Annotated in this window: 16 protein-coding genes and 1 tRNA gene; 10 read left to right on the top strand and 7 right to left on the bottom strand. The window is 52.8% G+C overall.

Annotation, left to right across the window (positions count from 1 at the left end; genetic code table 11):
• Positions 1–215 precede the first annotated feature (215 nt).
• Positions 216–881, top strand: coding sequence for a lipoyl(octanoyl) transferase LipB (gene lipB, locus L0M99_RS07275; protein ID WP_238128227.1), 666 nt, complete (start codon positions 216–218; stop codon positions 879–881).
• Entirely contained in the window at positions 865–1,881 is a 1,017-nt protein-coding gene (gene lipA, locus L0M99_RS07270) for a lipoyl synthase (protein WP_024058722.1), read from the top strand. Before lipB ends, lipA begins: the two co-directional genes overlap by 17 nt.
• 537 nt (positions 1,882–2,418) lie before the next feature.
• Here lipA and L0M99_RS07265 read toward each other — a convergent pair.
• Positions 2,419–3,981 (bottom strand): class I adenylate-forming enzyme family protein, encoded by a 1,563-nt coding sequence (locus tag L0M99_RS07265; RefSeq protein WP_024058721.1) that lies wholly within the window; start codon positions 3,979–3,981, stop codon positions 2,419–2,421.
• Positions 3,982–4,118: 137 nt separating this feature from the next.
• Between L0M99_RS07265 and L0M99_RS07260 the strand changes: the two genes are divergently transcribed.
• Complete coding sequence (locus L0M99_RS07260; RefSeq protein WP_024058720.1) at positions 4,119–4,880, top strand: NADPH-dependent oxidoreductase; 762 nt, start codon at positions 4,119–4,121, stop codon at positions 4,878–4,880.
• Positions 4,881–4,973: 93 nt separating this feature from the next.
• Entirely contained in the window at positions 4,974–5,207 is a 234-nt protein-coding gene (locus L0M99_RS07255; RefSeq protein WP_024058719.1) for a hypothetical protein, read from the top strand.
• Between the two features lie 150 nt (positions 5,208–5,357).
• Here the strand turns inward: L0M99_RS07255 and L0M99_RS07250 are convergent, their stop codons facing one another.
• Complete coding sequence (locus L0M99_RS07250; RefSeq protein ID WP_024058718.1) at positions 5,358–5,945, bottom strand: methylated-DNA--[protein]-cysteine S-methyltransferase; 588 nt, start codon at positions 5,943–5,945, stop codon at positions 5,358–5,360.
• A gap of 563 nt (positions 5,946–6,508) precedes the next feature.
• On the opposite strand from L0M99_RS07250, the gene L0M99_RS07245 reads away from it, so the two are divergent.
• Positions 6,509–6,739, top strand: a complete 231-nt coding sequence (locus L0M99_RS07245; protein WP_024058717.1) for a PTS transporter subunit EIIB — start codon at positions 6,509–6,511, stop codon at positions 6,737–6,739.
• A 13-nt stretch (positions 6,740–6,752) separates the two neighbouring features.
• Positions 6,753–7,493, top strand: a complete 741-nt coding sequence (locus L0M99_RS07240; RefSeq protein ID WP_238128224.1) for an HAD family hydrolase — start codon at positions 6,753–6,755, stop codon at positions 7,491–7,493.
• A 26-nt stretch (positions 7,494–7,519) separates the two neighbouring features.
• Here L0M99_RS07240 and malQ read toward each other — a convergent pair whose 3' ends face one another.
• The 3 genes from malQ to L0M99_RS07225 all read right to left on the bottom strand — a co-directional run bounded on the left by malQ (position 7,520) and on the right by L0M99_RS07225 (position 12,212).
• Positions 7,520–9,697 carry a 4-alpha-glucanotransferase gene (gene malQ, locus L0M99_RS07235; RefSeq protein ID WP_238128223.1) on the bottom strand — a complete coding sequence of 726 codons (2,178 nt, stop codon included), beginning with the start codon at positions 9,695–9,697 and terminating at the stop codon, positions 7,520–7,522.
• 47 nt (positions 9,698–9,744) lie between these two features.
• Positions 9,745–11,427 (bottom strand): energy-dependent translational throttle protein EttA, encoded by a 1,683-nt coding sequence (gene ettA / locus L0M99_RS07230; RefSeq protein ID WP_038109564.1) that lies wholly within the window; start codon positions 11,425–11,427, stop codon positions 9,745–9,747.
• A gap of 80 nt (positions 11,428–11,507) precedes the next feature.
• Entirely contained in the window at positions 11,508–12,212 is a 705-nt protein-coding gene (locus tag L0M99_RS07225; protein ID WP_024058713.1) for a single-stranded DNA-binding protein, read from the bottom strand.
• Between the two features lie 156 nt (positions 12,213–12,368).
• On the opposite strand from L0M99_RS07225, the gene L0M99_RS07220 reads away from it, so the two are divergent.
• Positions 12,369–12,444, top strand: a tRNA-Arg gene (locus L0M99_RS07220).
• On the opposite strand, the gene L0M99_RS10010 is transcribed toward L0M99_RS07220, so the two are convergent.
• On the bottom strand, positions 12,403–12,624 hold the full coding sequence (locus L0M99_RS10010; protein WP_425304314.1) for a helix-turn-helix domain-containing protein: 222 nt from the start codon (positions 12,622–12,624) through the stop codon (positions 12,403–12,405). The genes L0M99_RS07220 and L0M99_RS10010 overlap by 42 nt on opposite strands.
• 185 nt (positions 12,625–12,809) lie before the next feature.
• Here L0M99_RS10010 and L0M99_RS07215 point away from each other — a divergent pair, with 185 nt between their 5' ends.
• Positions 12,810–13,028, top strand: coding sequence for a helix-turn-helix domain-containing protein (locus L0M99_RS07215; protein WP_238128222.1), 219 nt, complete (start codon positions 12,810–12,812; stop codon positions 13,026–13,028).
• A gap of 9 nt (positions 13,029–13,037) precedes the next feature.
• Here the strand turns inward: L0M99_RS07215 and L0M99_RS07210 are convergent, their stop codons facing one another.
• Positions 13,038–13,484: a hypothetical protein gene (locus tag L0M99_RS07210; protein ID WP_238128221.1), complete on the bottom strand. Its 447-nt coding sequence runs from the start codon at positions 13,482–13,484 to the stop codon at positions 13,038–13,040.
• Positions 13,485–13,507: 23 nt separating this feature from the next.
• On the opposite strand from L0M99_RS07210, the gene L0M99_RS07205 reads away from it, so the two are divergent.
• Together L0M99_RS07205 and L0M99_RS07200 are read left to right on the top strand one after the other, a co-directional pair.
• Positions 13,508–13,948, top strand: a complete 441-nt coding sequence (locus tag L0M99_RS07205) for a hypothetical protein (protein ID WP_238128220.1) — start codon at positions 13,508–13,510, stop codon at positions 13,946–13,948.
• Positions 13,938–14,192, top strand: coding sequence for a hypothetical protein (locus L0M99_RS07200; protein WP_238128219.1), 255 nt, complete (start codon positions 13,938–13,940; stop codon positions 14,190–14,192). Before L0M99_RS07205 ends, L0M99_RS07200 begins: the two co-directional genes overlap by 11 nt.
• Positions 14,193–14,272: the final 80 nt, after the last annotated feature.

The following is a 14,272-nucleotide window of genomic DNA, read 5'->3' as shown; positions in this document are numbered from 1 at the left end:
AAAAAACTGGTCAAGAAGCCATGCACACCCGTCGTCAAGTTCACTTGTGTGACTTCCCAGTACCGGCAAGTCACTTCCTCTTCCGGTCATGACGGTTTCTTAGTGGAAACCCGGCAGGTAGAAAAAATCTTGGCGGATTTCGTTGCTGGCTTATAGTCACCGCTCCCGCCCTCTAAATAGCGGATAAAGCAGGTAGGCTGTAAGGCGTGCAAATAATGGATTTAACCGGGCAACTGCAGGACTATCGCACCCTGGATAAGCTCCATAAACAGGTACACGGCGAGGTAGCAGCGGGAACGCGAAAAAACACGGCACTCTTAGTGCAGTACTCCCCCACTTTCACCGTGGGACGCAACACCAAACCGGAAGATGTACCCAATAAAGATGTACCGGTAATCGAAGTAAACCGGGGCGGTTCGGTTACTTGGCACGGTCCAGGGCAGCTAGTTTGCTACCCGATAGTAAAACTGCCCCAGCCCCTAGATGTTATTCGTTTTATTCGCGCCGTAGAACAAGTAGTAATCGACACCTTGGAACCCTACGGGATTCATGCGCAGCGGATTGCGGGACGAGCAGGAGCTTGGGTACTAAAACCGGGGGTAATCGATAAGAAGATTGCTGCCATCGGAATTCATACTGCGCGGGGGGCTTCCATGCACGGTTTCGCCCTCAACGTGAACCCCACGTTTAGCGATTTCGCCCGGATAATTCCCTGCGGCCTCGCCGATGCCTGGGTAACTTCTATGAACGAACAAGGCTGCCACGAAACCGTAGACTCTATGCGCGCCCCCGTAATCGCCGGGTTGCGCCGCAACTTAGATACCCCTTACTTTAGAGGTGAGAAACAAGGGCAGGAGGGCGAAAATGTCTACACTTCCTGAGGTAAGCGAGCGCAAATTACTGCGGGTAGAGGCACGGAACTCACTAAGCCCGATTGAAAATAAACCAGAGTGGATAAAAACCAAGGTAGTTTCCGGAAAAAACTATATGGATATGCGGCACCTGGTGCGCCGCTCCGGACTGAACACCGTGTGCGCCGAAGCCAATTGCCCCAATATCTATGAATGCTGGCAAGACCGAGAAGCCACCTTCCTAATCGGCGGAGCGGTCTGTACCCGACGCTGCGACTTTTGCGATATCGCTACTGGACGCCCCAGCGAATACGACCGGGAGGAACCGAGCCGAGTCGCGGACTCGGTTGCCGAATTGGGGCTGCGATACGCTACAGTCACCGGGGTTTCCCGCGATGACCTGCCCTATGGAGCCTCCTGGCTATATGCGGAAACCGCCCGCCAAATACACGCTAAATCCCCCAATACCGGGGTAGAGCTACTGGTAGATGACTTTCGCGGACACCAGAGCGCCCTAGAAGAAGTATTCTCGGCGCGCCCGGAAGTATTCGGTCACAACCTAGAAACCGTACCCCGGATTTTCCGGCAGATCCGCCCCGCCTTCCGCTACGAGCGTTCCCTGCAAGTGTTAGAGGCCGCCTCCAATGCCGGTTTAATTACCAAATCAAACCTGATATTAGGAATGGGAGAAACTCGCGAAGAAATCGAGGCCGCGCTGCGCGCCCTGAGGGATGCCAAAGTCGATATTATGACCATCACCCAATACCTGCGTCCCTCTGCCCTACATCACCCGATTGACCGCTGGGTAAAGCCCGACGAATTCGTAGAACTCTCCGACTACGCTTATAGCCTGGGCTTTTCGGCAGTAATGGCCGGCCCCTTGGTGCGTTCTTCCTACCGGGCAGGTCGGCTCTGGGCGCGCGCCATGCAGGCGAAAGGCCGCGAGCTCCCCGCTAATTTAGCGCAACTTGGGGAGGAAGGCACCGCGCGCCAAGAAGCCTCCGCGCTGTTAGCGTCTCGTACTAACTAGTTTTGTTGGATACGCGTAGGGGCAGTTTTTACCTCACGCCCCGAAATCCGGGCTGAATACCTAGGTATCGCAGGGAGTAAGTTTTTCCTCCCGCCCAAGAATTCGGAAAAAGACCGTAGGCATTTTCCGAATTCTTATGCCCACCGCGCCCACTCGGATAAAACTTACTCCCTGCTCCCTACAAAAACTTCTCGCCCGTTCCCGTATTAGCTCGTTTATGTGAGAGTTACCCGCGTGCCCCGATAAAATCTATTCTTCCAACCCCTGTTCGTCATCACAGCTCGCAAGCTCTCGGAACACTTATCTTGTGCTGGGTGGATAATTCCCCTGGTTCCAGCGATAACTTTCCCCACGCTTACGCTGCTGCTTGTTTAGCGGGGAGCTTCCCGGCCAGAAAGATAATAGTAAAATATGTGATTCCTCTTTTGACTAGCCGTTCCTTTAGGGGTGGGCGCTGACGCGTGAGAATCACTTTTCCATGTACGTGGGGCTCTGCGGTCTCGGGGGAAAAACTTACTTCCCGCTCCCTGCGGAAACTTACTTCCCGCGACCCTCGTTGCCAAATGATTCTCGCAGGATTTGGCGGGATAGTTTTCCGGCGCTGTTTAGGGGCAACTTTTCTACTTGGATTATTTGTTTGGGAATCTTGTAGGAGGCTAGTTTGCCTGCTAGGAACGGTTTAAGATCTTCGAGGGTGGCGGTTCCGGTGATTACTGCACACACCCGCTGTCCCCAATACTCGTCCTCCAGGCCGATTACCGCGACCTGCCCGATACCGGGAAAAGTTGAGAGCGCGTCCTCCACCTGCGCGGGGAAAACGTGTTCCCCGCCGCTAATGATTACGTCGCTTGCCCGCCCGCTCAGGCGCAGCAAGCCGTCCTCTCCGATAAAGCCAATATCCCCGGTTTCAATCTGCCCGTCAATAGCGCTGATGGCTATGCCCGGATAGTTAGTTTTGCATACATGCGGGCCGCCGATGGTTACTTGCCCTTGGCCACCTGCAGGCAACGCTTTTCCGTCCGCATCGCGCACCGCCACTTGGGAATAGGTGAAGGGACGCCCCGCGGCCTCGGGGTGCTGCAAAGATTCGTTTATCCCCAGGTAACAACCAGCCCCTCCGGTCTCGGTCATCCCCCACACTTGGATCGGACGCAGCTCAAGTTTTTCCATCCGTCGCGCTAAAGCTGCCGGTAGGGGCGCTCCTCCGATCAGAGGACGGCGCCAATGCGGGAAGGGATTTTCTTTTAGTGGCTCGCCGTTTTCTTTTTCGAGAGCATCTAGCATCCCGGTGAACATGGTGGGAACCGCGAACCCGATGCTGACTTGCTCGTCACGAATAATCTGGGCAGCGGTAAGCGGAGAAAATCCGGTAATCACTACTATTTTTCCGCCGTGACAAAAAATATCGTTAGTGGTGCCGTTAAAGCCACCGATATGGGATAGCGGTGCCAGCGCCAAACCGGTATCCGAGTTGCGGTAGTCAAAAGCGTCCCGATAGTTCGCCCATGCCCAATACATGGTTTCCCGAGAGTGTTCCACCCCCAGGGGACGCCCAGAAGTCCCGGAGGTATAGATGATTGCCGCCAGCTCACCCTCGGCTACCGGAGCAATCTCGTCGGTTAGTTCCCCGGGAGAAAAAGGTTGCTCTCTATGGGAAGCCAAGAGCTGTTCATGCAGCTTATCCAGGTTTATAACCTGCGGTTTTCCGAGGGCACCCCCCGGGGAGGACACGGACTGTGCGGCAACGGGGTCAGAGCAAGCTAACGGCAATTCCCCCTTTTGATCGCTAAAAAGCAGACGCGGGGCGCAGTCGGCCACCATCGCTCGTAAATCAGCAGGCGCGGCGGCTTTAGCCAAGGGAACGAACACCGCTTCTATCTGGTCACAGGCTATCCACAGCAACAGGTGGTATTCGCTATTCGCGCTGCAGATCGCTACCCTATCTCCGCTCGCTACCCCACGTTCTTGCAGGTAAAGCACTAAATGTTGCGACAGCGACCAGGTCTCTGCCACAGAAAAATTCCCCCGGGGACCTGCCAGGCTTTGGGCATGGGGATGGTCAATCGCGGCTCTTTGAAAGTTTCGTATCGGTCTAATCATGACTTCCCCCGTTTAGCGTCCTCGGCTATATTACCCACCTAGTCACCTCTGCGAATTAACCAGCAGGTAGGTTAAACTTAGCGGCAAGGAAACCGGTAGCCCCGGTCGCGAAGGTAGGCGCGATTTTAGGAGAACTCATGTCGGAAACTATTGAGAACCAGTTGGCACACCGCTCGGTGCGTCGTTTTGATGCTCAACCAATCTCGCCACAGGTATTAGCACAGCTAAAAGAGGCTACCCGGCGTACCGCCACCTCCTGCGGGGTGCAAATGGCTTCGATTATTCAGGTGAACGATCCGGAAAAGAAACGGCAGATTTCTGTGGTTTCTAATCAAGACTATATTGCTGATGCTCCGCAGCTGTGGATTTTTCTTACCGACCTGTACCGTTCCTACCGGATAGTGGAGGAAAAAGACGAGCAGACCGCCAGTGTGCGCGGTATGGACGGTTTTTTCCAGGACTTTACCGATGCGGTACTGATGGCACAAAACTTGGTGAATGCCGCCGAATCCCTGGGGTTAGGCACCTGTTTCTTAGGGTCAATCTTGAACGACCCAGCGCGGATGATTGAGATTTTGCAACTGCCGAAACTGACTTTCCCTGCCCTGGGGGTAATGTTTGGTTACCCGGGACAGCAGCCGCAGTTAAAGCCCAGGATGCCGCTGGAGCTGCGCATGTTTGAGGACATCTATCGCTGTTTTGAAGGCTCCTATCTGCAGGAGTTCGCGGATTATGACCAGGAAATGACTACCTACTATGACACCCGGGCACACGGCCAGCGCTCGGATACTTTCACCGATAACCTCACCCGAATCATGCTACGGGACGCTCCCCTGCGCCGCGGAATGCTAAATGCGGTGCGCGCCCAGGGCTTCGACCTCGCCCTCCAGCCCTGCTAAAGCTTAAATCAGTGATAACGCGTTGCAATTGCAGAACTTCGATAGCAATATCGCGTACCGTTTAAGTCGCCACGTGGAAAAGGAAGGAAGCTCGTGTCCGAACCAGATAGATTTCAAGTAGAGCTTAGAGAATTTACCTTTGAGGTTGAAATATCCTCTCTTGGGTACTCTGTTTTTTGGCTAGATTGCCCTGACGAAACCTACCCCTCTGGCTATAGCGTATTTCAGGGCGGAAGCGAACATGTTTCAAGGAAACCAATTGCTCGTGAGGAGATTATTCGCGACATTGAAGATTGGCTTGAAACCGAGCTTAAAGATAGGTGTTAACCGCATCTGACATTAACTGTGCGAGCATCTACTCTAACTGTAGCAATGTTAGAGTACGTTACAGCAGACGTTACAGTAGTCCCGCTGAAGGCTACATGTAGATATCACCACCAGCTTTGAGGTAGCTATATTGGACTACCTGCGAGAGACCTATTTTACTTTGAGGCGAGGGCGCAGACTTTTTGATAGCGGCTGTTTCTTTGGCAGCGACTTTCCTTTTGGCACAAACAGATTCGTCATATCGACTTTTTCTAGGGTTAGCAGCTGAATTTTTCGCTCCATGCCGGCGCCATAACCAGTGAGGTTACCGCCCGCACCGATTACCCGGTGACAAGGAACAATTAGCAGAATCGGATTTGCCCCTACTGCTCCCCCAACCGCCTGTGCCGACATGCGGCGAATCCCTCTCTCGCGCGCTATCTGGGCAGCGATCTCCCCATAGGTAACGGTTTTCCCATAAGGGATAGTGAGCATGATTTCGCAAACCCGTTTTTGAAAGTCCGAACCCGAGAGCTTTAGCTTTGGGGTAAACGAGGGCGCGCATCCTCGAAAATAGGTATCTAACCAGCGGCCGGTTTCTTGGAATATGGACAAAGATTTTTCCTGAGGACGGGTGTCCGCAATAGCTGCCACCGATGCCTGCTGTGATGCAAGACCTAACCCGATCAGCGCGCTGCCATCGCTGGTCATTACCAGCTCACCCAGCGGGGAATCATAGAAATGAATATATGTACCCATATCCGTTTACCCCATCCCCCTCCTGCGTTCTTGTTTTAGCTGCCCGAAAAGTGCTTCAAGCCGGCCTAAATAATCCTTTTCTAAAATCATAGAGGCGAGAAAAGTGCGTACTTAGCGATCATGTCCTGATTTTGACAAAATTATGCGAAAATATGTCCATACTTTGGCACTTTCTGGCTAAAATCAGGACGTAACTTGACTTTGCTAGTTTTAGAACACGTTCAGCCGAGAACCTTGCGACGAATATATTCACTTCTGGTCAGGTGAAACTTCTTAGCGAGTTCCCCGATTGTACTTATTTCACTGACGCTAAAACGCACGCTAATGTTACGCATGGGCGCATGATCTTTTAGTCGGTCTATCGGAGATCCAAAGTTGAAAACTGCGGTAAGACCGTCGCCAAGACGACAGGTTTCAAGTCGTCCGCCTGAGGTTCCACCTCATCAAAAGGCGGTGAAAAATTGACCTCTATGAGGGCTTTAATTCATGGTCAAAGCGAGTTGAGCATTAATGGTAATCTCAGTATTGAACCATTAATCCTTTAGGTTGAGGCGGGAGGAACCGTGGAGCAGGCGGAGCAGCTGCTACTAGGGCTAGGGGGATCCGGAAATATTTGCGAGATTGAACCCTGCACCACTTGCCTGCGAGTAGCAGTAAAAGACCCGCTCAAGGCAGACGAGGAAGTATTAACTGCTTGCGGAGCCTTTGGAATCGTAAAAATCGGTCATACTGTTCAGGTGGTCGTTGGACCGGTCGCTGAGGAACTGGCCGCAAGCATGGAAAAACTGCGTTAAAGTCACCGGTAATATGTATCCTCTCGATAACCTTAACGTCCCTGACTCCCCTAAAGTCTTGTATACATCCTCCCCGGCTGAGGACGCGGCAGACTCTAACTCCTGTAAAAGCAATTATTTTAAAGGCCTGTTGCTTGATCTGGACGGTACCCTTATCGACTCGGAACATACCCATCTGGCTGCCTATAGACGCATGTTTAAGGCCAAAGGCTGGCAGATTAGCGACAGCGAAATGGATATTTTCAAAGGGCGGCCCGGTCCCGAAGTGTTCCACAACGAACCCGGCCCTTGGCACGGCCTCGACCCCGAAAAACTGGGACTAGAAGCCCGTTCTTACGTTGATATCCGGCGTGATCCCCCGCGTATTTTTGCCGGTGCCCGTGAAATAATGCAGCTTAAGATCCCAAAATGTTTGGTTACATCCGCCTGGAAACAGTGGGCGCAGTTAGCTGCGCAGCTCCTAAATGCCCCCACTAACTTGAAAGTGATTAGCCAAGAAGATATTTCTGCCGGCAAGCCCGACCCCGAGCCCTACTTGCTGGGGGCAAAAACCCTTAAGCTACCCGTCTCCTCCTGCATCGTCATCGAAGATACCACCAGCGGAGTGATGTCGGCGCGCGCGGCTGGAGCCGGCCGGATCTTCGGGGTGGCTACCAGCCACAGCCGCGCAGCACTCGAAAAAGTGGGAGCCGACCTAGTAGCCGATCGCCTCGAAGAACTACTGCCCTACCTTGGAGCAAAAACCGGGTCCTAGTCCCCTTTTTGAGGGCGCAGAATTCCCTATACGGGGTGTACCGCTTTCTCTAGCATCTCCAGAAGCTGATTAGCGAACCGATCAGTGGTAACGTCCTCTAAGAACCTTGTGTTACCCTCTTGGTCACGCAAAGGCACACACCAATTCGGGTATTCATATTCGGTACCGGGCTGATTCTCGGTTAGCTGTCCTTGCACCGCATCCGCCAAAGTCAACACCACCAGCTGTGCGGGGGTAGCGGCGACATAACGATAGAGGGCGCGAATAAGCTCTCCCATATCGCGTTCGTCTTCGGCTAGACCCGCATGTTCAATCAGCGCTCGACGTACCGCCCCAAAAACTCGTTCCTGGTTAGCTTCCGCATCTTCGCGAGAAGAATCCAAAAGATCCAAAGCTTCCCGTATTCGCAGATCCTCACCGGTGAGATAGCCAGCCACCGGGGGCATATCGTGGGTATTAACCGCCGCCAGTTGTTCGCGTCGGTAATCTTGCGGAGGCACCAAATGGTCGGGAGAATCGAACTCAAAGAACAGTACTCCGGTGCCCAGAATACCCCGATAACGCAGGTATTCTCGTACCCAAGGCTCTACCGTACCCAAATCTTCGCCGACTACCACCAGATTATTCCGGTAAGCTTCAAGCAGCAGTACCCCCACCATCGCTTGATGGTTATAGCGCACATAAGTGCCATCTTTGGGGAGCATCCCTTCGGGAATCCACCATAGACGCAGCAGCCCCATAATATGGTCGATACGCAGCGCACCGCCCATTTTCGCGGCCGCCGCTACCGTGCGGCGCAGGGGCTCATAGGCTTGCTGCTCCAGACGATCTGGGCGCCAAGGGGGCTGTGTCCAGTTCTGTCCCAACTGGTTATACATGTCTGCAGGGGCTCCCACCGAGATCCCCTGCGCATAAACTTCCGGGTCACTCCAGTGGTCGGCTCCCAATTGGTGTACCCCCACCGCCAAGTCGTGCATTACCCCGATCTTCATGCCCGCATCCAAAGCCACTTGTTGAGCCTGGCGCAGCTGCCGGTAGCAAAGCCATTGCAACCATTTGAAGAATTCGCGCCGCTGCAGTAGCTTGCCGCCGCATTTTTCAAACTGGGCAGCATCTGGGGTTTGCCACTTTTCAGGCAGCTCTAAACCGTATTTTTCGGTTAAGGCACACCAGGTGGCAAACTGTTCCAAGGCTGGTCCTTGTTCCTCTAAGAACTGCTGGTAGTCGGCTTCTCGCTCCTTTGAGCGGGGAACCTCATAAATAATCTCGAGGGCGGCCAGTTTCTGCTTCCAGACGGGATCGCGTTTGATTAAATCACCGCTGAAGAAGTGCGCGCCCGAGCCGGAAACTCCCGGATGATCAGCTGGCATCGCTTCGCTAAGCGAAGACTGCGCCTCTTCCCGCAGCTCCGCAATTTTTTTACGTTTCTTATCAGATAGTTCCTGATATTCCGCAATCGCATCGGGGCGAATATAGATTGGATTCCAAAAACGCCGCGAACACGGCAAATAGGGAGAATTTTCCAAGGGTGAAGTCACTTGGGAAGCGTGTACCGGGTTAATCAGTAAGAAGTCCGCCCCCTTGGAGGCCACCCACTTACAGATAGTAGCCAAATCTGCCGCATCCCCAATTCCCCAAGAATCCTGCGAAGGATTGGCATAGAACTGACTCATTGCCCCCCAGGCACGTCCATCACGCAAATTCGGCATCCCCAGACGCGCGGGCGTGACTGCTACCGGACAGGTGTAGGGACGTTCATCCCCTTCCACTTGTGCGGTTAAGCGATGCCAGCCCAAAGGCTGCCCCGGGGGAATATTAAATGTGGCTTCCCCGGTTAGCACCCCGTTGATTTCTCGGGGCGCCACCAGCACATCAAGTTGGGGCAAATCCCAAGACCCGCCCTCCTCAAAATGCATAGTTACAGTTACGGATTTACCGTGCGGAACGTGTACCCGTACCCAATAGTTGTCATCGTTGCGAGTAACGATGCATTCGGGAAGTACTCGCCGCCAGGGACGCTCCTCAACCATTTTTAGTGAGGCCGCCACTTGCGCAGGCGTATCGGCGTCAATATCCATCGCCTTGAGGACTGCTCGCAGTGTTTCGTCGGAAACTATGCGGTGAATCCCGGAATAATCCCAGTAGTCAATCGCAACTCCATAGGCGCACGCCAGTTCTTGCAACTGATCTTGGCTCTCGCTCATTTGCTATCCCTGTTCTTGTAGCTGTTTTATTGGCGGTGTTATATCCGTTAGGAGCGACGCAGACGGCGGTGAGTTACCCGATGCGGCCGGGCAGCCTCCGCCCCCAGGCGGTCAACCTTATTCTTTTCGTAGGACTCGAAGTTACCCTCGAACCAATACCAGTTTGCAGGATTATCTTCAGTCCCCTCCCAGGCTAAGATATGAGTAGCTACTCGGTCGAGGAACCAGCGGTCGTGAGTAATTACCACTGCGCAACCTGGGAACTCTAGCAGCGCATTTTCCAGGCTAGCCAAAGTCTCCACATCCAGGTCGTTGGTCGGCTCGTCGAGAAGCAGCAGGTTTCCGCCTTGCTTTAGGGTAAGCGCCAAGTTCAAACGGTTGCGCTCCCCACCAGAAAGCACCCCAGCCGGTTTTTGCTGATCAGGGCCTTTAAAACCAAAGGATGCTACATAGGCACGCGAAGGAATCGTCACTCCCCCCACGTCCAAGAAGTCCAGACCATCCGAAACCACTTCCCATAGGGTCTTATCCGGATCAATCCCCGCACGGTTCTGATCCACATAACTGACTTTTACGGTTTCCCCGATATCTAGAGTTCCCGAATCGAGTTCCTCTAACCCCACAATCGTTTTGAACAAAGTGGTTTTCCCAACCCCGTTCGGGCCGATAATCCCCACGATTCCGTTCGGAGGCAGACTGAAAGACAGATCCTTGATCAGTTCACGATCCCCAAAACCTTTACACAGGTTCTCGGCGCGCAACACCACGGTTCCCAGGCGCGGCCCTGGCGGAATCTGAATCTCTTCAAAGTCCAGTTTCTTGGTGCGCTTTGCCTCCGCCTGCATCTCTTCATAGCGCTGCAAACGTGCTTTAGATTTAGCTTGCCGTCCCTTCGCTGAAGAACGTACCCACTGCAGTTCTTCTTTAAGCCGCTTAGCTAGTTTCGCGTCCTTGCGCCCTTGGATTTCCAGGCGTTCGCGCTTCTTTTCCAGATAGGTCGAGTAGTTACCTTCGTAAGGATACAAACGCCCGCGGTCGACTTCTGCGATCCATTCCGCCACGTGATCTAGGAAGTAACGGTCGTGGGTAATCGCAATTACTGCTCCCTTATAAGAGTGCAGATGCTTTTCTAGCCACAGGATGGATTCGGCATCCAAATGGTTAGTAGGTTCATCAAGTAGCAGCAGGTCAGGAGCTTTTAGCAGCAACTGACAGAGGGCAACTCGGCGACGTTCCCCGCCCGAAAGCACCGACACCGGAGTTTCCGGGGGCGGGCAGCGCAGGGCATCCATTGCCTGTTCTAGTTGAGAATCAACATCCCAGCCATCGGCAGCGTCAATCTCGGTCTGCAGGGTGCCCATTTCTTCCATTAGGGCATCAAAATCGGCATCCGGATCCGCCATCTGCGCGGAGATCTCATTGAAGCGATCGAGCTTGGCTTTTAACGGCCCTACTCCTTGCTCCACGTTTTCTTTAACCGTGAGATCGTCATCCAATTCGGGCTCTTGCATCAAGATCCCTACGGTATAGCCAGGAGTTAACCTGGCCTCCCCATTGGATGGCTCATCCAGACCCGCCATAATTTTGAGGATCGAAGATTTACCGGCGCCGTTAGGACCAACCATGCCGATTTTGGCTCCCGGAAGGAAAGCCATAGTCACATCGTCCAAAATGACCTTGTCGCCTAAAGATTTGCGGGTGTGGATCATTTGGTAAATGAATTCTGCCACTGCTGCCACTTTCTGCCAGACGGTATTGTTCTAATACCCAGAATAGTGGAGTTAAAAACGCAAAGCGAACCCCCTCGCGACTAGGCGGCCTCTCCGCTAAAAGTATTTTCTAGAATATATTCCCCTTCCGGGTCCAGAACGTTTTCCGCTCCTGCTGCTTCCGAGGATGCGGGCGGGTTACTCCCGCGGGTATTTTTTGCCTCCTCCTCGAGAATTTCTCCGGTGGAAGGATCAGCAACAACCTGATCGCCAGCGGCTGATGCCGCTTTTATTCCCGCAGGTTCTACCCCTGTCGCTTCTGTTCCCGCGGACTCTGCTGTCCCAGCGCTCTCAAACTCGCCCTCGGGATCTGCCAGGGAGCCCTCCCCTTCCTTACTTGGGGTAGCAAAATTTCCCCGTTTTGGTAGTGCGCCTATCATCCGCACAAAGTTAGACTCCCCCATAGTCAGGTCATGCCCCAAGGAGGAGGCGGTTAGCTCTAGCCCGTAGTGGATAACCTGTTCTTTGTCCTGCCATTTAGAGCGGATTAAACGTCCGCAAACAATAATTGGATCCCCCACCCGAATCGAGCGAGACACATAATGCGCGCCCCACCCCCAAACTTTCACCCTAACCGCGAGCGACTCGCCTTTTTGCCAGTTTCCTTGATTGTCGCGCGAATACGGGGTGTGCATCACCCGGAAAGTACATAGCGCCTTGTCGGGTTTAGTCGGGTCGGGACGATGAAAAGTGGGGGCGGTTGCTACCCAGCCGGTAAAAGTAACCTCTATATTTGCTTTGCTCATGATTCCTCCTAGTGTTGGTTACCTCACCATGTTGCAAAGCAGTAGCGATATTTTCTAGAAAGAAATCGTTGCCACCAGGAAAAAAGAGGCTTACCTAGCCCTGGGGACAAGGAATTAGCACCCGGGAGATTTCTAGATAAACTAAAGGAACAGCCAGCCCCCGTAGCTCAAAGGATAGAGCAAGGGCCTTCTAATCCCGAGGTTGCAGGTTCGATTCCTGTCGGGGGCGCCAAATATCGCCTAACATGGGCTTTAACAAGTCCCAGGGCGTAGTATCAAACGCCGAAGCCACCGAATCTAGGTCTGCGATACGCCAGGCACGGCGCCCCGCCTGCTTGTCCAATATGCTTTGCCTCGAAAGCCCGGTAAGCTCTGCAAGCTCCGGGTAGGTAAAACCTTTATGCGCTTTCATTAGCTTAACGTTGGTGCGAATAATTTCATCAGCAGTTAGCGTTTCCATACCTCTAGTCTATTAGGTGTTATCCAAAAATCAATAAAATATAACATCCCATTATTTCAGTGTGACATGACACACATTTTAGGGAACTCAAAGATTCATATTTGGTTACACTTTCGCAAACTCTTATGGTTAGACTTATGCAAACTAAAGCTATAGATAATAGATTCTCTAAAATCGCTAACCGTTGGATGCGAGATAAAAAGCTCTCTCAGGAGCAAGTAGCAAACATTCTAGGCATTTCTCAAAACTCTGTTTCCCGCCGTCTTTCGGGCGTGTCTCCTTGGTTAATGCGTGACGCTATGGCGCTCGCAGATGCCGGGCTGGATTTTTCGGATTTGTTCACAAGGGAGGTCTAGCGGTGGAGCTTAGATCGTTGAGCCTGTCAGCCACTCGATGCCCTCGGTCTTACGGATCTTGCTTCGCTTGTGAATGTAGTTGTGGGGGTAAGTCTGACCGGTGGGAAGAAAAACCACTAACCGACGCCGATATAAGGGAAGCCGCCAAAAGATTCTGGTGTAGCGAACAAGGATCATGTCGTGAGGTATCGCGTGCTGAATTGGCGGAGATTTTAGGCAGGTCTGATGCCCAATGATTGCCGCTGAACTTTCCGGCTTGGCCTTCTTATATAGCTGTATTGCAACGTTGGTTAACCATCCTCGATGTTTCCAGAAGATCGTTACCGTACAAACGTTTTCAGCTAATCGCTCCACCTCTATATCTGGTAGTTCACCGAAGCGACTAATGACGGTAAACGCAAAGGTTAGGAAGCTGAAAAGCAGGGTTAGTAATGCGATTAATAGCGAAATGTTCATAAATCTAATTTTAAGGGGGCAAAGTGCTTAAGGATATTGATGCCCGGCTGGTTGAGCGGGTTAATGGTTTTACCGCGCAGGTTGAGGCGGTTCGTCAAGAGCGGGGTGTGGAAGAAGCTAGGCGCTCGGTTATTAGGTCGTGGATTGATTATCACGTGTCGTTAGGGCGTTTATATGGTCTTGGTGATATTGCCCGCGTGTTGGAGGGTACTAGCGATTTTGAGAGATTTAAGAGTGTCCCTAGTGTCGTCCCTGGTCAGTTCACGCTTGCGGAGTTAAACGCAGCCGGTGTTAGTGATGAGGGTATAACCCAGGTTATCGTCCACGCCATCCCGCTAGGTAGTGATGATAGCTGTAAACCTTATTGCTGGTGTAAAGCCTCTGGCTTATGCCTTGTTGCATCAAAGGAAGAGTTCGACGAGTACCAACGCAACCTAGACAAGCAAGGGGGCAATGATGCCTAAAGGTATCGACACGGGACTAATGCAGCTCTCGATTGATCTTGATCGGCTTTGCTCGCTGTCGGAGACGTTCCGCGCGAATCTTGGTGAGTTGATGCCGGCGGTTATTGAGCGGGCTAAAGAGCTTGATAGTGATCTGGTTGGTGATACCCGTGATGAGCTGACGCGCCTTTGTGGGGCGGCCATGCTGCAGGTTAATACTTTGCTGCTCGCTGAGGAAAAAGCCCGCGGGGTGGATCATGTTTAGTAGTCCCGGGTTAATGATTTTCGCTTATGTGATCGTGTGTTGCGCTGTGATGCTGGTGCTTTATATCGCGGGCGGGGGTG

The sequence above is a fragment of the Varibaculum cambriense genome, assembly GCF_022133705.1.
GTDB classification, from domain to species: Bacteria; Actinomycetota; Actinomycetes; order Actinomycetales; family Actinomycetaceae; genus Varibaculum; species Varibaculum cambriense_A.
This window is presented reverse-complemented; position numbering and strand designations above follow the sequence as displayed.